General features: G+C 67.2%; 23 protein-coding genes. 17 read left to right on the top strand and 6 right to left on the bottom strand.

Annotation, left to right across the window (positions count from 1 at the left end):
- Nucleotides 1-47 precede the first annotated feature (47 nt).
- The 4 genes from GSQ95_RS09270 (at nucleotide 48) to GSQ95_RS09255 (ending at nucleotide 3,664) form a co-directional block, all read left to right on the top strand.
- Nucleotides 48-845, top strand: coding sequence for a hydroxymethylpyrimidine/phosphomethylpyrimidine kinase (locus GSQ95_RS09270; RefSeq protein ID WP_158896217.1), 798 nt, complete (start codon nucleotides 48-50; stop codon nucleotides 843-845).
- Nucleotides 842-1,471, top strand: coding sequence for a thiamine phosphate synthase (gene thiE, locus GSQ95_RS09265; protein ID WP_158896215.1), 630 nt, complete (start codon nucleotides 842-844; stop codon nucleotides 1,469-1,471). The genes GSQ95_RS09270 and thiE overlap by 4 nt, the downstream gene beginning before the upstream one ends.
- 20 nt (nucleotides 1,472-1,491) lie before the next feature.
- Complete coding sequence (gene hemL / locus GSQ95_RS09260) at nucleotides 1,492-2,778, top strand: glutamate-1-semialdehyde 2,1-aminomutase (protein WP_158896213.1); 1,287 nt, start codon at nucleotides 1,492-1,494, stop codon at nucleotides 2,776-2,778.
- Nucleotides 2,779-3,118: 340 nt separating this feature from the next.
- Nucleotides 3,119-3,664: a tetratricopeptide repeat protein gene (locus GSQ95_RS09255; protein ID WP_017642492.1), complete on the top strand. Its 546-nt coding sequence runs from the start codon at nucleotides 3,119-3,121 to the stop codon at nucleotides 3,662-3,664.
- Nucleotides 3,665-3,676: 12 nt separating this feature from the next.
- Here GSQ95_RS09255 and GSQ95_RS09250 read toward each other — a convergent pair whose 3' ends face one another.
- Together GSQ95_RS09250 and GSQ95_RS09245 are read right to left on the bottom strand one after the other, a co-directional pair.
- A complete protein-coding gene (locus GSQ95_RS09250; protein ID WP_158896211.1) occupies nucleotides 3,677-4,012 on the bottom strand; it encodes a DUF1820 family protein in 336 nt (111 codons plus the stop codon).
- Nucleotides 4,013-4,076: 64 nt separating this feature from the next.
- Complete coding sequence (locus tag GSQ95_RS09245) at nucleotides 4,077-5,000, bottom strand: LysR family transcriptional regulator (RefSeq protein ID WP_158896209.1); 924 nt, start codon at nucleotides 4,998-5,000, stop codon at nucleotides 4,077-4,079.
- Between the two features lie 119 nt (nucleotides 5,001-5,119).
- Between GSQ95_RS09245 and GSQ95_RS09240 the strand changes: the two genes are divergently transcribed.
- The 6 genes from GSQ95_RS09240 to lnt all read left to right on the top strand — a co-directional run bounded on the left by GSQ95_RS09240 (nucleotide 5,120) and on the right by lnt (nucleotide 11,184).
- Entirely contained in the window at nucleotides 5,120-5,524 is a 405-nt protein-coding gene (locus GSQ95_RS09240) for a Rid family hydrolase (protein ID WP_158896207.1), read from the top strand.
- A gap of 86 nt (nucleotides 5,525-5,610) precedes the next feature.
- Complete coding sequence (miaB, locus tag GSQ95_RS09235) at nucleotides 5,611-6,984, top strand: tRNA (N6-isopentenyl adenosine(37)-C2)-methylthiotransferase MiaB (protein WP_158896238.1); 1,374 nt, start codon at nucleotides 5,611-5,613, stop codon at nucleotides 6,982-6,984.
- A gap of 100 nt (nucleotides 6,985-7,084) precedes the next feature.
- Entirely contained in the window at nucleotides 7,085-8,101 is a 1,017-nt protein-coding gene (locus tag GSQ95_RS09230; protein ID WP_133859958.1) for a PhoH family protein, read from the top strand.
- On the top strand, nucleotides 8,091-8,546 hold the full coding sequence (ybeY, locus tag GSQ95_RS09225; protein ID WP_158896205.1) for an rRNA maturation RNase YbeY: 456 nt from the start codon (nucleotides 8,091-8,093) through the stop codon (nucleotides 8,544-8,546). The genes GSQ95_RS09230 and ybeY overlap by 11 nt, the downstream gene beginning before the upstream one ends.
- Nucleotides 8,547-8,553: 7 nt before the next feature.
- The gene (locus GSQ95_RS09220; RefSeq protein ID WP_158896203.1) at nucleotides 8,554-9,390 is read left to right on the top strand and encodes an HlyC/CorC family transporter; all 837 of its coding nucleotides are present in this window, start codon (nucleotides 8,554-8,556) and stop codon (nucleotides 9,388-9,390) included.
- Between the two features lie 246 nt (nucleotides 9,391-9,636).
- Entirely contained in the window at nucleotides 9,637-11,184 is a 1,548-nt protein-coding gene (lnt, locus tag GSQ95_RS09215; RefSeq protein ID WP_158896201.1) for an apolipoprotein N-acyltransferase, read from the top strand.
- A 161-nt stretch (nucleotides 11,185-11,345) separates the two neighbouring features.
- Here the strand turns inward: lnt and GSQ95_RS09210 are convergent, their stop codons facing one another.
- Nucleotides 11,346-12,107, bottom strand: a complete 762-nt coding sequence (locus GSQ95_RS09210; protein ID WP_158896199.1) for a YdcF family protein — start codon at nucleotides 12,105-12,107, stop codon at nucleotides 11,346-11,348.
- Between the two features lie 41 nt (nucleotides 12,108-12,148).
- The gene (locus tag GSQ95_RS09205; protein WP_256664522.1) at nucleotides 12,149-12,472 is read right to left on the bottom strand and encodes a hypothetical protein; all 324 of its coding nucleotides are present in this window, start codon (nucleotides 12,470-12,472) and stop codon (nucleotides 12,149-12,151) included.
- Nucleotides 12,473-12,649: 177 nt separating this feature from the next.
- Here GSQ95_RS09205 and leuS point away from each other — a divergent pair, with 177 nt between their 5' ends.
- The 5 genes from leuS to GSQ95_RS09180 all read left to right on the top strand — a co-directional run bounded on the left by leuS (nucleotide 12,650) and on the right by GSQ95_RS09180 (nucleotide 18,696).
- On the top strand, nucleotides 12,650-15,313 hold the full coding sequence (gene leuS, locus GSQ95_RS09200; RefSeq protein ID WP_158896195.1) for a leucine--tRNA ligase: 2,664 nt from the start codon (nucleotides 12,650-12,652) through the stop codon (nucleotides 15,311-15,313).
- Nucleotides 15,314-15,338: 25 nt separating this feature from the next.
- On the top strand, nucleotides 15,339-15,953 hold the full coding sequence (gene lptE, locus GSQ95_RS09195) for an LPS assembly lipoprotein LptE (protein ID WP_158896193.1): 615 nt from the start codon (nucleotides 15,339-15,341) through the stop codon (nucleotides 15,951-15,953).
- A 48-nt stretch (nucleotides 15,954-16,001) separates the two neighbouring features.
- Nucleotides 16,002-17,039 carry a DNA polymerase III subunit delta gene (holA, locus tag GSQ95_RS09190; RefSeq protein ID WP_158896191.1) on the top strand — a complete coding sequence of 346 codons (1,038 nt, stop codon included), beginning with the start codon at nucleotides 16,002-16,004 and terminating at the stop codon, nucleotides 17,037-17,039.
- Between the two features lie 88 nt (nucleotides 17,040-17,127).
- Complete coding sequence (arfA, locus tag GSQ95_RS09185) at nucleotides 17,128-17,289, top strand: alternative ribosome rescue factor ArfA (protein WP_158896189.1); 162 nt, start codon at nucleotides 17,128-17,130, stop codon at nucleotides 17,287-17,289.
- Nucleotides 17,290-17,373: 84 nt separating this feature from the next.
- Nucleotides 17,374-18,696: a lytic murein transglycosylase gene (locus tag GSQ95_RS09180; RefSeq protein WP_158896188.1), complete on the top strand. Its 1,323-nt coding sequence runs from the start codon at nucleotides 17,374-17,376 to the stop codon at nucleotides 18,694-18,696.
- Nucleotides 18,697-18,739: 43 nt separating this feature from the next.
- On the opposite strand, the gene GSQ95_RS09175 is transcribed toward GSQ95_RS09180, so the two are convergent.
- A complete protein-coding gene (locus GSQ95_RS09175) occupies nucleotides 18,740-19,651 on the bottom strand; it encodes a LysR family transcriptional regulator (RefSeq protein ID WP_158896186.1) in 912 nt (303 codons plus the stop codon).
- A gap of 103 nt (nucleotides 19,652-19,754) precedes the next feature.
- Here GSQ95_RS09175 and GSQ95_RS09170 point away from each other — a divergent pair, with 103 nt between their 5' ends.
- Together GSQ95_RS09170 and pgm are read left to right on the top strand one after the other, a co-directional pair.
- Nucleotides 19,755-20,504: a sulfite exporter TauE/SafE family protein gene (locus tag GSQ95_RS09170; protein WP_158896184.1), complete on the top strand. Its 750-nt coding sequence runs from the start codon at nucleotides 19,755-19,757 to the stop codon at nucleotides 20,502-20,504.
- A gap of 159 nt (nucleotides 20,505-20,663) precedes the next feature.
- Nucleotides 20,664-22,328 carry a phosphoglucomutase (alpha-D-glucose-1,6-bisphosphate-dependent) gene (pgm, locus tag GSQ95_RS09165; RefSeq protein ID WP_158973781.1) on the top strand — a complete coding sequence of 555 codons (1,665 nt, stop codon included), beginning with the start codon at nucleotides 20,664-20,666 and terminating at the stop codon, nucleotides 22,326-22,328.
- 128 nt (nucleotides 22,329-22,456) lie between these two features.
- Here the strand turns inward: pgm and lipA are convergent.
- A partial coding sequence (gene lipA, locus GSQ95_RS09160) for a lipoyl synthase (protein ID WP_158897024.1) occupies nucleotides 22,457-23,398 on the bottom strand: 942 nt, incomplete at its 5' end.

The following is a 23,398-nucleotide window of genomic DNA, read 5'->3' as shown; positions in this document are numbered from 1 at the left end:
CGGCACCCGGCCGCTGCGCCCTTTTTCCCTTTGCTAGGCTGACGCCCATGACCCTCGAACCCCAACGTCCTGTCGTCCTCTGCCTGTCCGGCCACGATCCGAGTGGCGGCGCCGGTCTGCAGGCCGACATCGAAGCCCTGCTCGCCCAGGGCTGCCATGCCGCCCCGGCGGTCACTGCCCTGACCGTGCAAAACACCGTCGACGTGCATGACTTCCGGGTGCTGGATCGCGAGTGGGTGCTGGCCCAGGCCCGGGCGATCATCGCCGACCTGCCGGTGGCGGCGGTCAAGCTGGGCATGCTCGGTTCGGTGGAGATGGTCGAGACGGTGCTGGAGATCATGGAGTCCCTGCCCGGCGTTCCCCTGGTCTGCGATCCGGTGCTGCGCGCCGGTGGCGGCGGCGCCCTGGGCAAGGACGAAGTCGGCTACGCCATCCGCGAGCGGCTGCTGCCGCGCGCCACCATCGCCACCCCCAATTTGCCCGAGGCGCGCATCCTCGCCGAGTTGCCCGCAGGCACCCCGGAGCAGTGCGCCGAGCGCCTGCTGCCCTTCTGCGCCCACCTGCTGATCACCGGCGGCCATGGCGAGGAGCACGAGGTGCACAACCGCCTCTATGACCGTGCCGGTGGCTGCGAGACCCACGTCTGCCAGCGCCTGCCCGGCAGCTACCACGGCTCCGGCTGCACCCTGGCCAGCACCCTGGCCGGGCGCCTGGCCCTGGGCGAAGCCCTGCCCAGTGCGGTGCGCAGCGCCCTGGACTACACCTGGCGCACCCTGAGAGACGCCGAGCGCCCCGGGCGCGGCCAGTACGTGCCGCGGCGCCTGCCGCTGGATTTCTGCTCATGAGCCCGTTGCGCGGCCTCTATGCCATCACCGACAGCGCCCTGCTCGTCGAGGGTCGCCTGTTGCCCTATGTCGAAGCTGCGCTGCAGGGCGGTGCCCGGCTGGTGCAGTACCGCGACAAGTCAGGCGACGCCAGCCGCCGCCAGGACGAAGCCGCCGCCCTGGCCGAGCTCTGCCAGCAGCATGGCGCCAACCTGATCATCAATGACGATCTACCCCTGGCCCGCCAGCTGGGCGTCGGCCTGCACCTGGGCCAGGAAGACGGCTCCCTGATCGCGGCCCGCGCCGAACTGGGGGCGGAGGCGATTCTCGGCGGCACCTGTCACGCCAGCCTGCAACTGGCCGAGGCTGCAGTCCAGGCTGGTGTCAGCTATCTGGCCTTCGGCCGGTTCTTCCCCTCCAACACCAAGCCGGATGCCCCGCCGGCGCCCCTGGAATTGCTCGACCAGGCCCGCCGCCGCTTCGCCCTGCCGGTCTGCGCCATCGGCGGTGTCACCCTGGACAACGCCCCGCACCTGCTCGCCCACGGCGTCGATCTGCTCGCCGTCGTCCACAGTCTGTTTGCCGCCGCCAGCGCGGGCGAGGTGGAGCGCCGTGCGCGCGCCTTTGCCCGGCTGTTCGCGGCCTGATCCCGTTCAAGGAGACCTCTATGTCCCGCTCCGCGCAACTTTTCGACCAAGCCCAGCGCCACATCCCCGGTGGCGTCAACTCGCCGGTCCGTGCCTTCAAGAGCGTCGGCGGCACGCCGCTGTTCTTCAAGCACGCCCAGGGCGCCTACATCGTCGACGAGGATGACAAGCGCTATGTCGACTACGTCGGTTCCTGGGGTCCGATGATCCTCGGCCACAGCCATCCGGATGTGCTCGACGCCGTACGCCGCCAGTTGGAACACGGCCTCTCCTACGGCGCGCCGACCGCCCTGGAAACCACCATGGCCGACCTGCTCTGCGAGCTGGTGCCCTCCATGGAAATGGTGCGCATGGTCAGCTCCGGCACCGAGGCCACCATGAGCGCCATCCGCCTGGCGCGTGGCTACACCGGGCGCGACACCATCATCAAGTTCGAGGGCTGCTACCACGGCCACTCCGACAGCCTGCTGGTCAGGGCCGGATCCGGCGCCCTGACCCTGGGCGTGCCCAGCTCCCCCGGCGTCCCGGCGGCCTTCGCCCAGCACACCCTGACCCTGGCCTACAACGACCTGGCCGAAGTGGAAGCAACGCTGGCGAACGTCGGCGACCAGATCGCCTGCATCATCGTCGAGCCGGTGGCCGGCAACATGAACTGCGTACCGCCGGCGCCAGGCTTCCTGGAAGGGCTGCGCAGCCTCTGCGACCGCTACGGCGTGGTACTGATCTTCGACGAGGTCATGACCGGCTTCCGCGTCGCCCTGGGCGGCGCCCAGGCGCACTACGGCATCCGCCCGGACCTCACCACCTTCGGCAAGATCGTCGGCGGCGGCATGCCGGTGGGCTGCTTTGGCGGCAAGCGCGAGATCATGGAAAAGATCGCCCCGCTCGGTCCGGTCTACCAGGCCGGCACCCTGTCGGGCAATCCGCTGGCCATGGCCGCCGGCCTTACCACCCTGCAACTGATCCGCCGTCCCGGCTTCCACGCCGAGCTGACCGACTACACCACGCGGATGCTGCAAGGCCTGCAGGACCGCGCCGATGCCGCCGGTGTGCCCTTCGTCACCACCCAAGCGGGTGGGATGTTCGGTCTCTACTTCAGCGGCGCAGAGGACATCGTCACCTTCAGCGATGTCATGGCCAGCGACAGCGAGAGATTCAAGCGCTTCTTCCACCTGATGCTGGACGGTGGCGTCTACCTGGCGCCCAGTGCCTTCGAAGCCGGCTTCACTTCCATCGCCCACGGCGACGAGGAATTGCGCATCACCCTGGACGCCGCCGAGCGCGCCTTCGCCACCTTCAAGGACTAGGGCTTTGGCTGAAAAGTCGCCGAGCGAAGGTCAGGCAAGGCAAAAATTCGTGAGGAAGCGGAGTTTACGAGTGGTAAATGAGCATTCCGAACGAATTTTTAACGAAGCCTGGGCGAGCGCAGGCCTTTTCAGGCAAAGCCTAGGTGTCATTCGTCTCGCTTGTGGAACCTCTCTGCCACGCCGGCCTCACACCTAGTTGAGTGGCCGGCGTCACAGGTAAAAAAGTTCCGCCGATGCGCGTAAAGGTTTTGAAAGCGTGCGTCGGCTTGACCCATAATGAGATGTCGGCGCGTTTCGCCGACCGGGTTCTCCGAACCTGCCTCGCTTGTGGAGGCGCTTCATGCACCGCGCTGGTCGTACCCTGTGCGCAGCCCTGATTCTGATGCCCCTGGCCGCCCTGGCCGGCGGCAATTCGCTGCTCGTCCCCAGCACCAGCCGTTGCAACCTGAATCTGGCCAACGAAGCCCTGGCCCAGGCGATCGCCCGCTGCCAGCAGATCGCTCACGACGGCGATTCCCAGGCGCAGTACGAACTCGGCGACTTCTACTACGAAGGCAAGCAGACGCCCAAGGATCTCAACCAGGCGCGCCAATGGTTCGAGCAGGCTTCGCTCAAGGGCAATGCCGATGCGCAGAATCGTCTGGGCAACATGTTCTTTCGCGGCGAGGGCGTACCGCCTAACAACATCCAGGCCTACATCGTGCTGAAGATGGCCGCCATCAATGGCAACGACGAAGCCATGGACACCGCCGACCTGGTCAGTGCCCAGATGCGCCGGGACGAGCTGGAGATGGCCACCCAGGTGCTGGGCCAGATCTTCCGCGACTATCTGCAGGACATGCAGACCGCGGGCAACCTCAATCCCTTCCAGCCGCCGCAGAACTGACGGCGAGCCTGGTCAGGGCTTGTCGGGCATCGGCAGGGGAAACGGCATGACGTTGGTGCCGCCCTTGGCTTCGCTGATCTTGGGCTGGCCCAGGCGCTCCACCTCGTCGATGCGGATGATCGAGTGCATGGGCACGAAGCTGCGCACCACGCCTTCGAATTGCGCCTTGAGCTTTTCCTCGCTCGGATCCACCACCACCTGGGTGCGCTCGCCGAATACCAGCTCCTCGATCTCCAGGAAGCCCCAGAGATCGCTCTGGAAGATCTGCTTGGCGTAGATCTCGAAGACCTGGCCCTGGTTGACGAAGATGACCTTGTAGATGGCCGGCTTGCTGGGGGATGAGCTCATGGCGGAGGCGGGTTTCGACGGTGAAAAGAGGGCGGCGAGCATAGCACGCCGGCCTCGACTCCCGTCAGCCGTCGCCTGGGGTTTCCAGCCAGGCCCGCTCGGCGACCAGGGCCGTTACCCAGTCGATGAAGACCCGCAACTTGGCGCTGACGTGACGGTTGGGCGCGAAGGCCAGATACAGCGGCATGGGCGCCACCTGCCAATCCGCGAACAGCCTGACCAGTTCGCCACGGGCGACGGCCGCCGCCGCCAGGTAGTGCGGCAGGCAGACCACCCCGAGTCCGGCCTGCCCCGCCGCCAGGCAGGCGTTGCCGTCGTCCACCTCCAGGCTGTGCCGGCTCTGCAGCTCCAGACGCTCGGCACCTCGTTGCAGGGCATAGGGAAAGCCCTTGCCCGCCCCCCAGAGAAACCGCACCACCCGGTGTGGCGTCTCGGCCAGCTCGGCGGGATGAACCGGCGTGCCCTGGGTGGCAAGGTAGGCCGGCGCGGCATAGCAACCCAGCCGCAGCGCACCGAGCGGCCGGGCCACCAGATACTGCTCGCGGATGCGCCCGCCGCGGATCACGCAATCGACGTTGTCGCCGATCAGATCCACCTGGCGATCGCTGACGCCCAGCTCCAGCTGGATGTCCGGATAACGCTGGAAGAAGTCCGGCAGGGCCGGGATCAGGATCAGCCGCGCCAGCGGACTGGGCACGTCCACCCGCAGGCGGCCACGGGGCGTGCGGGTGGCCACCGAAAGTGAAGTCTCGGCGTCGTCCACCGCCGCCAGCACGCCCAGGCAGCGGTCGTAATAGGCCGCGCCGTCGGCGGTGACCTGCACCTGCCGGGTGGTGCGATTGAGCAGGCGCACCTGCAGGTGCGCCTCCAGCTGCTGCACCTGCTGGGTGACGCGGGTGCGGCTGCTGCCGAGGGTCTCGGCCGCACGGGTAAAGCTGCCGGCTTCCACCACCCGTACGAAGGTCTGCATCGCGGCGAACAGATCCATGCCGATTCCTGAACAGGGGATTGTCCGGATTGTACAAACAATGCTGACCGCCTGGCCGGGTTTATCCCCTGGCGGGTGGCGCCTAAGGTGGCTCCAGCGATCCCTACCGGAGCCCCAGCATGACCCGCGACGTCGTCTTTCCCGTCCAGCGCCACGCCCTCTACGAACAGCACCGCTATTCGCCGGCCATCCGTTCCAACGGCTTTCTCTTCGTCTCGGGGCAGGTCGGCAGCCGCGCGGATGGCTCACCCGAGCCGGAGCTGGAAGACCAGGTCCGCCTGGCCTTCGCCAACCTCGACGGCGTCCTTGCCGCGGCCGGCGCCGCCTTTGCCGACGTGGTGGACGTCACCCTGTTCATGGTCGATGCCGAAGCCAGCTTCGCACGAATCTGGCCGGTGCTGCTGGAGCACTGGGGCACGGCGCCCTACCCGACGGTGACCGCGGTCGGCGCCACCTGGCTGGCCGGCTTTCGCTTCGAGATCAAGGTCATCGCCCGGCTGCCGGAGCGCGCTGCCCAGGCCTAGGCCGACCGCCTTCCAGGCGGCTCTTCCCCGTGCGGAAGGCCATCATTATAATGCGCGGTCCACTCGCCACCGACTCCCTGCCGCGCATGTCCAAGAAGCTCTATATCGAAACCCATGGCTGCCAGATGAACGAATACGATTCGTCGCGCATGGTCGACCTGCTCGGCGAACGGGAGCCGCTGGAAGTCACCCAGAATCCGGCCGAGGCCGATGTCATCCTGCTCAACACCTGCTCGATCCGCGAGAAGGCGCAGGAAAAGGTGTTTTCCCAGCTCGGTCGCTGGCGCGAACTCAAGCTGAAGAATCCCGACCTGGTGATCGGCGTCGGCGGCTGCGTGGCCAGCCAGGAAGGCGCCGCCATCCGTGACCGCGCGCCCTATGTCGACGTGGTCTTCGGCCCTCAGACCCTGCATCGCCTGCCGGAGATGATCGACGCCGCGCGCACCACCCGGGCGCCCCAGGTGGACATCTCCTTCCCCGAGATCGAGAAGTTCGACCGCCTGCCCGAGCCGCGCATCGACGGCCCCAGCGCCTTCGTCTCCATCATGGAAGGCTGCAGCAAGTACTGCACCTTCTGCGTGGTCCCCTATACCCGTGGTGAAGAGGTCAGCCGGCCGCTGGACGACGTCCTCGCCGAGATCATCCACCTCGCCGAGCACGGCGTGCGCGAGGTGACCCTGCTGGGCCAGAACGTCAACGGCTATCGCGGCGCCACCGGCGACGGGCGCATCGCCGACTTCGCTGAACTGCTCTATGTGGTGGCGGCGGTGGACGGCATCGACCGCATCCGCTACACCACCTCGCACCCGCTGGAATTCTCCGACGCCCTGATCCAGGCCCACGCCGAGATCCCGGAGCTGGTGAAATTCGTCCACCTGCCGGTGCAGGCCGGTTCGGATCGCATCCTGGCAGCCATGAAGCGCAACCACACGGCGCTGGAATACAAGTCGCGCATCCGCCGGCTCAAGGCGGCGGTACCCGACATCTGCATCAGCTCGGACTTCATCGTCGGCTTCCCCGGCGAGACCGAGAAGGACTTCGAACAGACCATGAAGCTGATCGAGGACGTCGGTTTCGACTTCTCCTTCTCCTTCATCTACAGCGCCCGCCCCGGCACCCCGGCGGCGGACCTGGTCGACGACACCCCTGACGAGCTCAAGAAGCAGCGCCTGCAGATCCTGCAGACGCGCATCCACCAGCAGGGCTTCGAGATCAGCCGGCGCATGGCCGGCAGCGTCCAGACCATCCTGGTCAGCGATTTCTCCAAGCGCGATCCCGGCATGCTGCAGGGCCGCACCGAGAACAACCGCATCGTCAACTTCCGCTGCAGCGATGCCAGCCTGATCGGCCAGTTCGTCCAGGTGCATATCGACGAGGCCCTGCCGCACTCCCTGCGCGGCACCCTGCTGGCCCCCGTCGCCAGCGGTGCGCGCCCGCCCGTCGCCGTCGCGCTGGCCTGATGGATGGTCGCACGCGCCCTTTGCCAAGGGCGCGACGCAGGTTACTCTCAAGCTACGTCAAGATTTCGTAAAGCCAATCCAAAGGGTTTCCCAGCACACCTTGAATACCCCCCAGACGCTCCAGCATTTCACCCTCGAACCCTTCGATGCCGACCGTTTCGCCAACCTGTGCGGCCAGCTCGATGAAAATCTGCGCCAGCTCGAACGCCGCCTCGGCATCGAGATCCGCAATCGCGGCAACCAGTTCGAACTGGTCGGCGATCCCGAGCGCACCCGCGCGGCCCAGAACCTCCTGCAGCGCCTCTATCGCGAGACCGCCAGCGGCACCGCGGTGGCCCCGGAACTGGTCCACCTCTATCTGCAGGAATCCGGCCTGGAAGCCCTCCAGGAAGAGCACCGCAGCGGTGGCGACACCAGCGTGGCCCTGCGCACCAAGAAGGGCATGATCCGCCCGCGTGGCGCCAACCAGCAGCGCTACGTCAAGTCGATCCTCGATCACGACATCAATTTCGGCATAGGCCCGGCCGGTACCGGCAAGACCTATCTGGCCGTGGCCTGCGCCGTGGATGCCCTGGAGCGCGAGCAGATCCGTCGCATCCTGCTGGTGCGCCCGGCGGTGGAAGCCGGCGAGAAGCTCGGTTTCCTGCCCGGCGACCTGGCGCAGAAGATCGACCCCTACCTGCGCCCGCTGTACGACGCCCTCTACGAGATGCTCGGCTTCGAGCAGGTGGCCAAGCTCATCGAGCGCCAGGTCATCGAGGTCGCGCCGCTGGCCTACATGCGCGGCCGCACCCTCAACAATAGCTTCATCATTCTCGACGAAAGTCAGAACACCACCCTCGAGCAGATGAAGATGTTCCTGACCCGGATCGGTTTCGGCTCCACCGCGGTGATCACCGGTGACGTCACCCAGGTCGACCTTCCGCGCGGCACCAAGTCGGGCCTCAAGCACGTCATCGAGGTCCTCCGCGACGTGCCCGGCATCGGCTTCACCCACTTCGAATCCAAGGACGTGGTGCGCCACCCGCTGGTGCAGCGTATCGTCGAGGCCTACGACCGCTTCGAGGCGCTGCAGGACAAGCCGCGTGCTCAGGGAGAGGATCGCCATGGCGATTGAGCTGGACGTCCAGGTCGCCAGCGAGGCGGCCGACCTCCCCGAGGAGCCGGACTTACGCCGCTGGTGTGAACTGGCCCTGCGCGCCCGCCAGGGCGACTCGGAACTCACCATCCGCCTGGTGGACGAAGACGAAGGCCGCGAGCTGAATCGCACCTGGCGGCACAAGGATTACGCCACCAACGTGCTGTCCTTCCCGGCCGACGTGCCGGACGAATTCCTCGATATCCCCCTGCTCGGCGATCTGGTGATCTGCGCCCCCGTGGTGGCGCGCGAGGCCGCCGAACAAGGCAAGCCCGCCGCGGCGCACTGGGCGCACCTGGTCATCCACGGCTGCCTGCACCTGCTCGGCTACGATCATCTGGACGATGACGAAGCCGAGGAGATGGAAGAACTGGAACGCCAATTGCTCGCTGAACTGGGCTACCCCGATCCCTACGGTGAATGACAGACACATGAACGAAGATCGATCAGGCACTGGGCATCGTTCCTGGCTGGAACGCATCGTCCAGGCCTTTGCCCATGAACCCAAGAGTCGCGAGGAACTGCTGGAGCTGCTGCGCGAGGCGCACGAGAACAAGGTGCTCGACAGCGAAGTGCTGTCCATCGTCGAGGGCGCCATCTCGGTGGCCGACCTGCAGGTGCGCGACATCATGGTGCCGCGCTCGCAGATCATCAGCATCCGCGCCCAGCAGACCCCGGCGGAATTCCTGCCGGCGGTGATCGAGGCGGCGCATTCCCGCTATCCGGTGATCGGCGACGGCCCCGACGACGTGCTCGGCCTGCTGCTGGCCAAGGACCTGCTGCCGCTGCTGCTGGACCAGGCGCGGGTCTTCGACTTCAAGACCGCCTTGCGCCCGGCCACCTTCGTGCCCGAGTCCAAGCGTCTCAACGTGCTGCTGCGGGAATTTCGCTCGACCCACAGCCACATGGCCATCGTGGTGGACGAATACGGCGGCGTCGCCGGCCTGGTGACCATCGAGGACGTGCTGGAACAGATCGTCGGCGAGATCGAGGACGAGCACGACGTGGAGGAAGAGAGCTTCATCAAGTCGCTGCCCAACGGCGACTTCGTGGTCAAGGCGCTCACCCCCATAGAGACGCTCAACGAGACCCTGGAAACCCGCTTCGCCGATGCCGAGGCCGACACCGCCGGTGGCCTGGTGATGAATCGTCTGGGTCACCTGCCCAACCGCAACGAGGAAACGGTGATCGACGACTTCCGCTTCCGCGTGCTCAACGCCGACGGCCGCCGCATCCACCTGCTGCGGGTCACCCCGGTCAACCGCTAGCCGCTCTTGCCCCCTCTCCCCTGAGGCGAGGGCAATACGCTATCGATCGCATCGCGGCCATGGGCCGCTCCTACAGGCACGGACACTACTGTAGGAGCGGCCGCATCGGCGGACCACCATGGCCGCGATCGCTTTTCTCCCCCTCCCCCAACTGCGACCTGCCTCGCTCTCCCCCGCACGCGCCTTTGGCACTCCTTCGCGGCGACGAGTAAGCTTGCGCAGCCTCGATCGGACCAAGGATTTTCGATGCGCTGGATCTCTCAACCCGGCTGGAAGGGCAACCTTCTGGCGCTCTTCGCCGGTGCCCTCACGCCCCTGGCGCTGGCCCCCTTCAACATCTGGCCGCTGGCACTGCTGTCCGCCGGTCTCTTCTACCTGGGCCTCAAGGGGCTCGGTGCCTGGCGCGCCCTGCTGCGTGGCTGGTGCTACGGCTTCGGCGCCTTTCTCGCCGGCACCAGCTGGATCTACGTCAGCATCCACACCTACGGTGCCGCGCCGGTGCCCCTGGCGCTGTTCCTCACCGTGGGCTTCTGCGCCGGCATCGCCCTGTTCTTCGCCCTGCCCGCCGGACTCTGGGCACTGTGCCTGAGACGCAACCAGGCGCCCCTGGGCGACGCCCTGACCTTTGCCGGCCTCTGGTTCGCCCTGGAGCTGTTCCGCAGCTGGGCGCTCACCGGCTTTCCCTGGCTGCTGCTGGGTTACAGCCAGCTCAGCGGCCCCCTGCAGGGCCTGGCACCCCTGGGCGGCGTCTGGCTGATCTCGGCCGCGCTGGCCTTTACCGCGGCGCTGCTGGTCAACGCCCCGCGCCTGATCATGCGGCCGCTCGCCCTGGTCGCGAGCCTGGTGCTGGTGGCCCTGCCCTGGGTCGCCGGCGATGTCTTTAAGGGCCAGGTCTGGACGCAACCCGCGGGCGCGCCGCTCAAGGTCGCCGGGGTCCAGGGCAACATCGCCCAGGAACTCAAGTGGAATCCCGACCACGCCCGTGCCACCCTGGCGCTCTATCGCGACCGCACCGCCGAGCAAGGCGATGCCGACCTGGTGGTCTGGCCGGAAAACGCCATTCCCGTGCTGCGCGAATACGTCGGTGACTTCCTCGCCGCCGAAGGTGCCCAGGTGGCGGCCCATGGCGGCGCCCTGGTGACCGGCCTGCCCGCCCGCGAACGCGACGCCGACGGCGATTCGCGTTACTTCAACAGCATCACCGCGGTCGGCAACGGCTCGGGTACCTACTACAAGCAGAAGCTGGTGCCCTTTGGCGAATACGTACCGCTGCAGGAATACCTGCGTGGCCTGATCGGCTTCTTCGATCTGCCCATGTCCGACTTCGTCCGCGGTCCCGAACAGCAGGAGCCGCTGCTGGTGAAGGGCTATCGCGTGGCGCCCTACATCTGCTACGAGGTGGTCTATCCGGAATTCGTCGCCAGCATGGCGGCCCGCAGTCAGCTGCTGCTCACCATCAGCAACGACACCTGGTTCGGCAAGTCCATCGGTCCGCAACAGCACCTGCAGATGGCGCAGATGCGCGCCCTGGAAAGCGGTCGCTGGCTGGTCAGGGTCACCAACGATGGCATCACCGCCCTGGTCGACCCCTTCGGTCGCATCAGCCGGCAGATCCCGGCCTTCGAGGTCGGCGTGCTGCAGGGCAGCGTGGTACCCATGGATGGCCTGACGCCCTATCTGCACTACCGCCTCTGGCCATTGGCGATCTTTTCCGCCCTGGTGCTGCTGTGGGGCCTGCTGCTGCGTCGGCAGGATCGCCCCGAAGAGGCACCGCTGGTGGTCACCCAGAGCTAGTTCAAAGTCTAGCGAGCTAGAGTCAAACAAGGCCTAGGCGGCCCCACGAAAATGGCTGAGGAAGCGGATCGGACCCGCGCTCGGGTTTACAAACGTAAATGAGCATTTCGAAGCCATTTTCAACGCCGTTTGGCCGACGCGCAGCAGACTTTGAACAGCTCTCAGCGATAGGCGAGCGGATAGAGCAATAGCCCGGCGGCCTCGTTGAGCAACTGGGCGGTCTGCTCGACCGCCTTGGCTTCCGGCAGCCAGCCACCGAAGGGCCGGGCATTGGCGACACCGATGAAGCCCATGGGCGCGGCCACCACCTGCAGGCCCTGCCGTTCGAAACACCAGCGCGAACGAGCCATGTGATAGGCCTGGGTCACCAGCACCACCCGCTTCACTCCCGCCTCGCGCAGCAGCGGCGCACTGAGGGTGGCGTTTTCCCAGGTGGTGCGACTGGCGCCTTCCTGCCAGCGCACCGGCACCCCCAGATCGCGCTCCATCACCTCGGTCATCAGCGCCGCCTCGCTCAGCGGGCGGTCATGGGGCGAGCCCCCGGTGATCAGCACCGGCAGGCCACTGGCCTTGGCCAGCCGCGCCGCATAGCGCAGTCGTTCCACGGCCAGATGGCTGGCGGCATCGCCCGCCCAGCCCGGATCGTCCACTTCGCGACCGGCGCCCAGCACCACGATGGCGTCGGCCTGCTGGGCAAGCGTCGCCCAGCGCGCCTCGGGCAGCGCGGCATCGCGTTCCAGCAGGCGCCCACCTGTCTCCACCACGACCGGCAGGGTGCTGGCCCAGAGGCCCAGCAGACCACCCAGGAAACAGGCCAGGCCCAGGCGCGGGTAACGCCGGCGCAACCACCAGCCCAGCAGCAGGAGCAGCAGCAGGCCGCCCGGTGGCAGCAGCAATTGCTTGAAGAAGTAGCGCAGACCCATGGTCCCTCCGGTCGGGGGCGACCTCCGGGTCGCGGCGGCGCCTAGTGTAGGGGAGCGCCAACCGGGGCAGAAGGACTGTCGACCAGCAGTTGTCGACCCTGACACTGGGTACAGAAGGCCCCCGCCGGCTGGACCCGGCCACAGCCCAGGCAACAGGCCAGGGCGGCATCGGCTGCCTGATGGCGCGCCAGCCAGCGCTTGACCAGGGCATATTCGGCCGGACTCAGGCCCTGCACCTCGACTTCCCCGTTGGCACTGTCATAGAGGCGTTCCTGGGTCACCGCCTCATCCAGCGCCAGCGCCAGGCGCCGTTGCAGGCGCACGTCGACGGGCAGCTTTTCGGACTCGCGTCGAAACTTTCCCATGATGGCGATCATCCTCCCGGGTAATTGAACGGACGTTTGAACAGCCTAGTACGGCCCTTCCAACCCTGCCTCCCCCAGAGTGCGAAACAAGCGGCGGACCGGGACATTTCCCCGCGCTCGGGGGGTCATGTATGCTTGGCGGCTCGATCAAACGCCTCTGCAGCCCTCGACACGCCCATGCACGAACACTATCAGCCTCGCGAAATAGAAGCCGCCGCCCAGTCCTTCTGGGACCAGAATCTGTCCTTCAAGGCCACCATGCGCCCGGGCCAGGAGAAGTTCTACTGCCTGTCGATGTTCCCCTACCCCAGCGGCAAGCTGCACATGGGGCACGTGCGCAACTACACCATCGGCGACGTCATCGCCCGCTACCAGCGGATGCTGGGCAAGAACGTCCTGCAGCCCATGGGCTGGGACGCCTTCGGCATGCCCGCGGAAAACGCCGCCATGAAGAACGGCGTGGCCCCGGCCAAGTGGACCTACGAGAACATCGCCTACATGAAGTCCCAGCTGCAGAGCCTGGGACTGGCGATCGACTGGTCCCGCGAGGTCACCACCTGCAAGCCCGACTACTATCGCTGGGAGCAGTGGCTGTTCACCCAGCTGTTCGAGAAGGGCATCATCTACCGCAAGAACGGCACGGTGAACTGGGATCCGGTGGACCAGACCGTACTGGCCAACGAGCAGGTCATCGACGGCCGCGGCTGGCGCAGCGGTGCGCTGATCGAGAAGCGCGAGATCCCCATGTACTACTTCCGCATCACCGACTATGCAGAAGAGTTGCTGACCTCCCTCGACGGCCTGCCCGGCTGGCCCGAGCAGGTCAAGACCATGCAGCGCAACTGGATCGGCAAGTCCCGCGGCATGGAGGTGCAATTCCCCTATGACCAGGACAGCATCGGCGCCGAAGGTACCCTGAAGGTCTTCACCACCCGCCCCGACACCCTGCTCGGCGCCACCTATGTCGCCGTGGCCGCCGAACACCTGCTGGCCACCCAGGCCGCCCAGGGCAACGCCGAGCTGCAGGCCTTCATCGACGAGTGCAAGCGCGGCGGCGTCGCCGAAGCCGACATCGCCACCCAGGAGAAGAAGGGCCTGGATACCGGCCTGTTCGTCCGCCATCCGCTGACCGACGCGCGCCTGCCGGTGTGGGTCGCCAACTATGTGCTGATGCACTACGGCGACGGCGCGGTCATGGCCGTGCCCGGTCACGACGAGCGTGACTTCGAATTCGCCAACAAGTACCAGCTGCCCATCGTCCAGGTGGTGGATACCGCAGAGGCCACCCGCGTGTTGGCCAATCCGGACGACTTCAGCCCCGCGGAATACGAGCGCTACCAGTTCGACCCGGTGCAGTGGAAGGACTGGTACGGCAGCAAGGAAGGCTTCCTGATCAATTCCGGCGCCTATGACAACCTCGCCTACGACGCCGCCTTCGACGCCATCGGCGCCGATCTGCAGGCCAAGGGCCTGGGTCAGCCGCGCACCCAGTTCCGCCTGCGCGACTGGGGCATCAGCCGCCAGCGCTACTGGGGCTGCCCGATCCCCATCATCCACGGTGACGACGGCATTGACATCCCGGTCCCGGCCGACCTGCTGCCGGTGGTGCTGCCCGAGGACGTGGTGCCGGACGGCGCCGGCTCGCCCCTGGCGCGCATGCCGGAATTCTACGAGACCGTCGATCCGCGCAACGGCCAGCCGGCGCGTCGCGAAACCGACACCATGGACACCTTCGTCGAAAGCTCCTGGTACTTCGCCCGCTATGCCTCGCCGAACTTCACCGGCGGCATGCTGGACAAGGAAGAAGCCAACTACTGGCTGCCCGTCGACCAGTATATCGGCGGCATCGAGCACGCCATCCTGCACCTGCTCTATTCGCGCTTCTTCCACAAGCTGATGCGCGACCAGGGCCTGATCGATTCCGACGAGCCCTTCGAGAATCTGCTGACCCAGGGCATGGTGGTGGCCGAGACCTACTACCGCACCCTGCCCAACGGCAGCAAGGACTGGTTCAACCCGGCCGATGTCGAGGTGGAGCGCGATGCCAAGGCCAAGGTGATCGGCGCGCGCCTGAAGAGCGACGGCCGGCCGGTGGAAATCGGCGGCGTCGAGAAGATGTCCAAGTCGAAGAACAACGGCGTCGATCCCCAGGCGATGATCGACCAGTACGGCGCCGACACCTGCCGGCTGTTCATGATGTTCGCCTCGCCGCCGGACATGAGTCTGGAATGGTCCGATTCCGGCGTCGAGGGCGCTAGCCGCTTCCTGCGCCGCGTCTGGCGTCTGGCCCAGGCCCACGTCACCCAGGGTCTACCGGGCGCCGCTGCCCTCGGCGAGCTGTCGCCGGCGCAGAAGGAGGTGCGTCGCGCCATCCACCTGGCGATCCGTCAGGCCAGCCAGGATATCGGTCAGCATCACAAGTTCAACACCGCCATCGCCGCGGTCATGACTCTGATGAACGTGCTGGAAAAGGCCGCCCAGGACAGCGACACCGATCGCCGTCTGCTGCAGGAGGGCCTGGAGGCCGTCACCCTGCTGCTGGCCCCCATCACCCCGCACATCGCCCACGGTCTCTGGCAGCAGCTGGGCCACAGCGATGCGGTCATCGACGCCCGCTGGCCGCAGGTGGACGAAAGCGCCCTGGTGCAGGACAGTCTGCAGATCGTCATCCAGGTGAACGGCAAGCTGCGCGGCCAGATCGAAGTACCGGCCGATGCCAGCCGCGAGGCCATCGAGGCCGCCGCCCGCGCCAACGAGAACGTGGCACGCTTCACCGAGGGCCTGACCATCCGCAAGGTGGTCGTGGTCCCGGGTAAACTGGTCAACATCGTCGCCAACTAAGACACGCGAACGGAGCAGACAACAGATGAAGAAACGGATTCTCCCCGGCCTTGCGGTAGTCGGCCTGGCGACCCTGCTGACCGCCTGCGGCTTCCAGCTGCGTGGCACCGGCGAAACCCGCCTGACCGTGAACGAGCTGAACCTGACGGCGCGCGACGCCTATGGCCAGACCGTCAAGGACGTGCGCGACATGCTCGAGGACGCCCATGTCCGGATCACCTCGGGCGCGCCCTACACCCTGGATCTGGGCGGCGAAGCCCAGAGCGAGCGCACCGCCAGCTACACCAGCGGCGCCCGCAGTGCCGAGGTCGAGCTGACCACCCGTCAGCCCTATACCATCGTCGGCAAGAACCAGGCGGTGCTGGTCAGCGACTACCTGGAAACCCAGCGCTACTACGTGACCGACCAGAACAACATCGTCGGTTCCGAGCAGCAGAAGGACCAGCTGCGTCGCGAGATGCGCCGCGAACTGGTGCAGCAGCTGGCCGCCCGCCTGCAGGCCCTGACACCGGAGCGCCTGGAGAAGCTGCAGCGCGACGCCGACGCCCGTGCCGCCGCCAAGGCCGACGCCGACCGCCGTGCCCGCGAGTCCGCCCCGCCGCAGCAGTCGCCGATCGACATCCCCACCCCCGCGCGCTAAGCGCCACAGCCGGAGCCGCAAGGCTCCGGTTTGCCCTTCCGGTTCAGCATGAAACTCAACGCCAATCAGCTGGGCAAGCAGCTCCAGGGCTCGCTGTCCGCCGTCTATGCGGTCAGTGGCGATGAGCCCCTGCTCTGCCAGGAAGCCAGCGACGCCATTCGTGGCGCGGCCCGCGCCCAGGGCTTCGACGAGCGTGAGGTCTTCGACGTCGATGCCGGCTTCGACTGGGGTCGTCTCTACGAGGCCGGCGCCAGCCTCTCGCTGTTCGCGCAGAAACGTATCCTCGAATTGCGCCTGCCCACCGGCAAGCCGGGCGACAAGGGCTCCGCCGCCCTGCTCGACTATCTCGCCCGCCCGGCCGAGGACACCCTGCTGCTGATCAGCCTGCCGCGCCTCGATGCCGCCGCCCAGAAGACCAAATGGGCCAAGGCCCTGCTGGAGCACCCGCAGGCGCACTTCGTGCAGATCTGGCCGGTGGAACTGGCGCAGTTGCCGCTGTGGATCAACCAGCGCCTGTCGCGCCTGGGGCTGGCCGCCACCCCCGAAGCCGTCGAGCTGATCGCCGAGCGGGTGGAAGGCAACCTGCTGGCCGCGGCGCAGGAGATCGAAAAGCTCCGCCTGCTCATCGAAGGCTCCCAGGTGGATGCCGAGACCGTACGCGCCTCGGTGGCCGACAGCGCCCGCTACGACGTCTTCGGCCTGCTGGACGCCGCCCTGGCCGGCGATGCGGAGCACGCCCTGCGCATCCTCGAAGGCCTGCGCGGCGAAGGCGTGGAAGCGGCCGTGGTGCTCTGGGCGCTGGCCCGGGAACTGCGCCTGCTGGCCAACCTGGCCCATCTGCAGGAAAGCGGTACGCCGCTGGAACGCGCCTTCACCCAGGTCAAGCCGCCGGTATGGGACAAGCGGCGTCCGCTGGTCAGCCGCGCCCTGCAGCGCCAGGGTGCCCGCCGGCTGGAAGCCCTGCTGCGCGAGGCCCAGGTCGCCGACGAACAGATCAAGGGCCAGGCGCCCGGCGAGGTCTGGCTGACCCTCGCCAGCCTGGCGCTGACGCTCGCCGGCAAGCGGCTGTCCCTGCCCCGCTCCTGATGCTGGCCGCGCCTTGCAATCTACGGCCCTTGCAATAGACTGGCGCGCCCCCATCAAGGGGGAACCCCCCTCACTAGGAATCCGCACCATGGCCAAGAAATACAGTCGCGGCCCCAACAAGGCCAAGGTCCTCGTCAGCGATCCCCGTTATCGCCCGCGCCAGGAAAAACCCGCCAAGGGCAAAGGCAGCTACCGCCGCGAAGCCTTCTCGTTGCAAGACGAGAAGGCTTCGGTCTTTCTGGCCGCCTGAAAGCCGCGTGCAGACGCCTGACAGACGTCGGGACCCGGGCCGTGCTAAGGTGAGCTTTCCTGCCTAGACGTCCGGTGGAGACAGATGCAATTCGGGAAAACCCGCGGATTCAAGACCGGCGGCCTCCTCGCCGGAACCCTGGTCACCCTGCTGACCGCCGCCCTGGCCGCCTGCGCCCAGACTCCAACGACGCCCACCGCGGCGCCCTCTTCGCCCTCCTCGCCCAAGCCCGCACCCGCGGCGAACGCCCCCGTCTCGGCGGCCGAGGCCATGCCGCAACCGGAGGAAAGCTTCGAGCAGTGGCGTAGCCGTTTCCGCGCCCTGGCCCTGGGCCGGGGCATATCCGCCGCCACCTTCGACCAGGCCTTCATTGGCGTGCAACCCGACCCGGCGGTGATCGCCGCCGATCGCAGCCAGCCGGAATTCACCAAGCCGGTCTGGGAATACCTGGAATCCGCCGTCTCGCCCCTGCGGGTGCGCAATGGCAAGAGTCTGCTGATCCAGCAGGCCGGGCTGCTGGCCTCCCTGGAAGCCCGCTACGGCATCGAGCCGGCGCGCCTGGTCGCCTTCTGGGGCATGGAGAGCAACTACGGCAACAACATGGGCAACAAGGGCGTCATCCGCTCCCTGGCCACCCTCGCCTATGAAGGTCGCCGCCCGGACTTCGCCCAGGACCAGCTCATCGCCGCCCTCGGCATCCTGCAGCACGGCGACGTCACCGCCGACCGCATGATCGGCTCCTGGGCCGGCGCCATGGGCCAGACCCAGTTCATCCCCACCACCTACGACCAGTATGCGGTGGACTTCGACGGCGACGGTCGCCGCGACATCTGGGGTTCCACCGCCGATGCCCTGGCCTCCACCGCCAACTACCTCAAGGCCTCCGGCTGGCAGGACGGCAAGCCCTGGGGCTACGAGGTCCGGGTGCCGGCCAACTTCGACTACAGCCTGGCCGACATGGGCGTGCGCAAGAGCCTGGCCGAGTGGAACGCCCTGGGCATCCAGGGCCTCGGCCTGCCGCAACCGGCCGCCCAGCCGAGCGATAGCGCTTCGCTGCTGCTGCCCGCCGGCCATCGCGGCCCGGCCTTCCTGGTGTTCAACAATTTCCGCACCATCCTCAAGTACAACAACTCCAGCTCCTATGCCCTGGGCGTGGCGCTGCTCTCGGAGCGCTATCGCGACGCCGGCCAGATCGCCGGCAACTGGCCCACCGACGATCTGCCGCTGAGCCGCAGCGAGCGCGTCGAACTGCAGCAGCGCCTGGCCGCGCTGGGCCTGGACCCGGGCAGCGCCGACGGCATCATCGGCGCCAACACCCGCAAGGCCATCCGCGCCTATCAGCAGTCCCAGGGCTGGCCCGCCGACGGCTATCCCAATCATCAGCTGCTGGACAAACTGCGCGGCTGACGCCTGCCGGCGATCCGTATCTCAACCGAGATCGGGTCGCCGATCAGCGCGCTTCGACACCCTCCCTTCCGGTCTCCACCAGCAGCTCCAGCAAGGCTGCCGCCGCCGGCGACAGCTCGTTGCCGTCCCGGCAGCCCACCACCAGTTCGCGACGCGCCCAGGCATCGCGCAGCGGGTGGCTGGCCAGCGCCACGCCCGGTCCTGCCCGGAGCAGACTGGCAGCCGGCAGGATCGCCAGGCCCAGACCGCGGGCGACCAGAGCGCAGGCCTGGATCGGACTCGGCACCCGAATGCGGATCGCCAGCTCCCGGCCCCACTGCGCCGCCTGGGCTTCCACATGGAGCTGCAGGGCATTGCCGCGAGACAGGCCGACGAAGGGCTGCTCGAGCAGTCGCGCGAAATCGACCGCCTCCCCATCCGGCAAAGGCAGGCGACCCGGCGCAGCGACCAGCACCAGGGGATCGTCGCGAAAGGGCCGAATCTGCAGATCCTCCAAACCCGGCGCCGCCACGAAGATTCCCAGGTCGGCGCTACCTTCGCGGAGCGCCAGCACTATGCGTGAGCTGGGCAGCCCCTCGACTTCCACGTCCACCTTGGGCTGCGCCTGGAGGAAAGCGGCCAGGGGCTCATCCAGATGTTCCATCACCGTAGCACCGTTGCCCAACAGCCGTACCCGCGTCCGGCTGTCCGCCACCGCGCCAGCCAGGTCCTGGTCCATTTCCTCCAGCCGCAACAGGATCGCCCGGGCATGGCGCTCCAGGGTCACGCCAGCCGGCGTGGGGCGTACGCCACGCGCGTGGCGGATCAGCAGCGGCGTTCCCAGGCTGTCTTCCAGGGCCTTGATGCGGGCACTGGCGGAAGGCAGCGCCAGGTGGCTGCGCTCGGCGCCCAGGGTGATGCTGCGTGCTGCCACGACGTGGAGAAACAGACGCAGGTCGAGCAGGTCGTAGCGCATCGCCGGAGAGCCTCTGTGCCGACCGTAGGCAGCCTTCGCCAATCCCGGCTTCTCACCTGCGGTCCTGAAATCCATTGTAACGCCTCCACCCGAGGAGGCGACCATGACCCTGCTGCTCTGTACCCTGATTTTCGTGCTCGCGGGTCTGACCAAGGGCGTGCTGGGCCTGGGCCTGCCCACCGTCGCCATGAGTCTGCTGGCACTGCTGATGACACCCGCCGAAGCCGCCGCCCTGCTGCTGATACCCTCCCTGCTCACCAACGTCTGGCAATTCTGCGCCGGTCCCTCGCCCCGGCAGACGTTCAAACGCCTGTTGCCGCTGCAACTGGCCCTGGTGCCGGGCACCCTGCTCAGCATCCCGCTGCTGACCGGGAGCGATGGCGCCGGACTCGCCGCCGCGCTCGGTGCGGTGCTGGTCGCCTACGGCCTGATCGGCTGGACGGGCTGGCGCCTGCCCGCGCCCGGTCGTCATGAAGGGAAGGTCGCTCCGCTGGTGGGTTTCGTCACGGGTCTGATCACCGGCATGACCGGCGTCTTCGTGCTGCCGGCGGTGCCCTACCTGCAGAGTCTGGCGCTGGACAAGGAACAGCTGATCGAGGCCCTGGGGCTGAGCTTCACCGTCGCCACCCTGGCCTTGCTGGTGGGCCTCTGGTGGCAGAACGGACTGGCGGTCGAGCACCTGGGTGCTTCCAGCCTGTTGCTGCTCCCGGCCCTCCTGGGCATGGGACTGGGCCAGCGCGTGCGTCAGCGCCTCGATGAGCGCCTGTTCCGCCGGCTGTTCTTTGCTGGATTGCTGCTACTGGGAGCCTACGCCGTCCTGCATTATCTGCTGCGCCTGGGCTATCTTGGCTGAATCCGTCACAGTGCTGTCAGGTCCAGCCGGTGTAGGCTGCACCTTCGACGGGCAGCAGGGTCTATGGGCGTAATTGAAGGGTCGCCGTGCCACAGCGCCCCTTCAGACCCGGGCCTGTGCCCGACCGCTGCCTCTTTCCGACGTATACAGGACGCTTTCATGACGCTCGCTCCCAACGCAGGACGCCTCCCCGACGAGAATACCCTGACCCACCTGCCGCGCCTGGTGGCACGCTACTACAGCGATCGCCCCGACCCCAGCGATCCGGGTCAGCAGGTCGCCTTTGGCACCTCCGGGCACCGCGGTTCCTCGCTCAAGGGCAGCTTCAACGAATGGCACATCCTCGCCATCACCCAGGCCATCTGCGAATACCGTAAGGCCCAGGGCGTCGACGGCCCGCTGTTCATGGGCATGGACACCCATGCGCTGTCCGAGCCGGCCTTCATCTCCGCCCTGGAAGTGCTCGCCGCCAACGGCGTGGAAGTGCGCATCGACGCGGGTTGCGCCGAGACCAACGGCGAGCCGGGCTATACGCCCACCCCGGCGCTGTCCAACGCCATCCTCGAATACAACGCCGGCCGCAGCTCGGGCCTGGCCGATGGCATCGTCATCACCCCGTCGCACAATCCGCCGGCCGATGGCGGCTTCAAGTACAACCCCACCAATGGCGGCCCGGCCGACACCAACGTCACCAAGAGTATTCAGGACCGCGCCAATGCCCTGCTGGTGGCCGGTCTCGACGGCGTCAAGCGGATGGAGTACCGCCAGGCGCTCAAGGCGTCCACCACTCATAAGTTCGACTTCCTCGACAGCTATGTCGGCGGCCTGGGCCAGGTCATCGACCTGGAGGCCATTCGCGGCTCCGGCCTGACCTTTGGCGTCGATCCCCTCGGCGGCGCCGGGGTGCACTACTGGCCGCGCATCGCCGAGCGCTATGGCCTGCCGCTGGAGGTGCTGTCCACCCGCATCGACCAGACCTTCCGCTTCGTGCGCCTGGACTGGGACGGCAAGATCCGCATGGACTGCAGCTCGCCCCACGCCATGGCCGGCCTGATCGAGAACAAGGACAGATTCGACGTCTCCTTCGCCTGCGACACCGACCATGACCGTCACGGCATCGTCGCCCGCTCGGTGGGCCTGCTCAATCCCAACCACTACCTGGCGGTGGCCATCGAATACCTCTTCACCCACCGTCCGCAGTGGAGCCCGCAGGCCGGCATCGGCAAGACCCTGGTGTCCTCCTCGATGATCGACCGCGTCGCCCAGGGCATCGGCCGCCAGGTGGTGGAAGTGCCGGTAGGCTTCAAGTGGTTCGTCGACGGCCTGCTGGATGGCAGCCTGGGCTTCGGCGGCGAGGAATCCGCCGGCGCGTCCTTCCTGCGCAAGGCCGGCGGCGCCTGGTCCACCGACAAGGACGGCCTCATCCTCGGCCTGCTGGCCGCGGAAATCACCGCCGTGACCGGCAAGGACCCGGGCGAGCGCTACCAGGCCCTGACCGAACGCTTCGGCGCCCCGGTCTACCAGCGCATCGACGCCGCCGCCGACCGCGAGCAGAAGGCCCGCCTCGGCAAGCTCTCCGCTGCCCAGGTCACCGCCAAGGAGCTGGCCGGCCAGCCGATCACCGCCATCCTTACCGAGGCGCCCGGCAACGGCGCCGCCATCGGTGGCCTCAAGGTGGTCACCGAGAACGGCTGGTTCGCCGCCCGTCCTTCGGGTACCGAGGACGTCTACAAGATCTACGCCGAGAGCTTCGAGGGCGAAGCCCACCTGGGTCGTATCCAGGAAGAAGCCAAGGCGCTGGTGGATGGCGTGCTGCGCGGCTGACGGCGCGCGCCCTCACCCCAACCCTCTCTCCAGGGAGAGGGTGCTGAAAACGGATCGGCGGGGGTGAAGGTGTCTATCCACAAAAATAGGGCAGCCCGTGGATGCCCTTTTTTATTGCGACGCGAGGATCAGCTGATCTTCTTGGCGCCGTGTGCCTGCTGGTCGGCATGGTACGAGGAACGCACCAGCGGACCCGAGGCCACGTTCTTGAAGCCCATCCTGGCACCTTCCTCGGCAAACCAGGCGAAGGTATCCGGGTGGACGAAGCGCTGCACCGGCAGGTGGTTGCGCGAGGGCTGCAGGTACTGGCCAAGGGTCAGCATGTCGATCTCGTGCTCGCGCATGCGCTGCATGACCTCGATGACTTCCTCGTCGGTCTCGCCCAGGCCCAGCATCAGGCCGGACTTGGTCGGCACGAGGGGCACGCGCTTCTTGAAGTTCTGGAGCAGGTCCAGCGACCACTCGAAGTCCGAACCCGGACGCGCCGCCTTGTACAGGCGCGGCACGGTCTCCAGGTTGTGGTTGAAGACATCCGGCGGCTCCTGCTCGGTGATGGCCAGGGCGACGTCCATGCGACCGCGATAGTCCGGCACCAGGGTCTCCAGCTGGATGCCGGGGGTCAGCTTGCGGATCTCGCGCAGGCAATCGACGAAGTGCTGGGCACCGCCGTCGCGCAGGTCGTCGCGGTCCACCGAGGTGATGACCACGTACTTCAGCCCCAGGTCGGCGATGGCCACCGCCAGGTTCTTCGGCTCGTCCACGTCCAGCGGCTTCGGTCGGCCATGGCCAACGTCGCAGAAGGGGCAGCGACGGGTGCAGATGTCACCCATGATCATGAAGGTGGCGGTGCCACCGGAGAAGCACTCGCCCAGGTTCGGGCAGGAGGCCTCTTCGCAGACACTGTGCAGCTTGTGCTTGCGCAGCAGCTGCTTGATGCGCTCGACCTCGGGGGTGACCGGGATGCGCACGCGGATCCAGTCCGGCTTGCGCGGCAGCTCCTCGGTGGGAATGATCTTTACCGGGATGCGTGCAACCTTTTCGGCGCCGCGCAGCTTGACGCCGGCTTCCAC

The sequence above is a fragment of the Pseudomonas sp. BAV 4579 genome (assembly GCF_009765395.1).
Taxonomy (GTDB): domain Bacteria; phylum Pseudomonadota; class Gammaproteobacteria; order Pseudomonadales; family Pseudomonadaceae; genus Chryseomonas; species Chryseomonas aestiva.
Note: the sequence above shows the minus strand (reverse complement) of the source record. Positions and strands in the feature narration are given on the sequence as shown.

Coding starts and splice junctions, on each gene's coding strand:
- GSQ95_RS09205 (WP_256664522.1), bottom strand. CDS start 12,472: ATGGGAAAGTTTCGACGCGAGTCCGAAAAGCTGCCCGTCGACGTGCGC.
- holA (WP_158896191.1), top strand. CDS start 16,002: ATGAAACTCAACGCCAATCAGCTGGGCAAGCAGCTCCAGGGCTCGCTG.
- GSQ95_RS09180 (WP_158896188.1), top strand. CDS start 17,374: ATGCAATTCGGGAAAACCCGCGGATTCAAGACCGGCGGCCTCCTCGCC.
- ybeY (WP_158896205.1), top strand. CDS start 8,091: ATGGCGATTGAGCTGGACGTCCAGGTCGCCAGCGAGGCGGCCGACCTC.
- thiE (WP_158896215.1), top strand. CDS start 842: ATGAGCCCGTTGCGCGGCCTCTATGCCATCACCGACAGCGCCCTGCTC.
- GSQ95_RS09175 (WP_158896186.1), bottom strand. CDS start 19,651: ATGCGCTACGACCTGCTCGACCTGCGTCTGTTTCTCCACGTCGTGGCA.
- miaB (WP_158896238.1), top strand. CDS start 5,611: ATGTCCAAGAAGCTCTATATCGAAACCCATGGCTGCCAGATGAACGAA.
- lnt (WP_158896201.1), top strand. CDS start 9,637: ATGCGCTGGATCTCTCAACCCGGCTGGAAGGGCAACCTTCTGGCGCTC.
- hemL (WP_158896213.1), top strand. CDS start 1,492: ATGTCCCGCTCCGCGCAACTTTTCGACCAAGCCCAGCGCCACATCCCC.
- GSQ95_RS09170 (WP_158896184.1), top strand. CDS start 19,755: ATGACCCTGCTGCTCTGTACCCTGATTTTCGTGCTCGCGGGTCTGACC.
- GSQ95_RS09245 (WP_158896209.1), bottom strand. CDS start 5,000: ATGGATCTGTTCGCCGCGATGCAGACCTTCGTACGGGTGGTGGAAGCC.
- pgm (WP_158973781.1), top strand. CDS start 20,664: ATGACGCTCGCTCCCAACGCAGGACGCCTCCCCGACGAGAATACCCTG.
- arfA (WP_158896189.1), top strand. CDS start 17,128: ATGGCCAAGAAATACAGTCGCGGCCCCAACAAGGCCAAGGTCCTCGTC.
- GSQ95_RS09220 (WP_158896203.1), top strand. CDS start 8,554: ATGAACGAAGATCGATCAGGCACTGGGCATCGTTCCTGGCTGGAACGC.
- GSQ95_RS09270 (WP_158896217.1), top strand. CDS start 48: ATGACCCTCGAACCCCAACGTCCTGTCGTCCTCTGCCTGTCCGGCCAC.
- GSQ95_RS09240 (WP_158896207.1), top strand. CDS start 5,120: ATGACCCGCGACGTCGTCTTTCCCGTCCAGCGCCACGCCCTCTACGAA.
- GSQ95_RS09250 (WP_158896211.1), bottom strand. CDS start 4,012: ATGAGCTCATCCCCCAGCAAGCCGGCCATCTACAAGGTCATCTTCGTC.
- lptE (WP_158896193.1), top strand. CDS start 15,339: ATGAAGAAACGGATTCTCCCCGGCCTTGCGGTAGTCGGCCTGGCGACC.
- leuS (WP_158896195.1), top strand. CDS start 12,650: ATGCACGAACACTATCAGCCTCGCGAAATAGAAGCCGCCGCCCAGTCC.
- GSQ95_RS09255 (WP_017642492.1), top strand. CDS start 3,119: ATGCACCGCGCTGGTCGTACCCTGTGCGCAGCCCTGATTCTGATGCCC.
- GSQ95_RS09210 (WP_158896199.1), bottom strand. CDS start 12,107: ATGGGTCTGCGCTACTTCTTCAAGCAATTGCTGCTGCCACCGGGCGGC.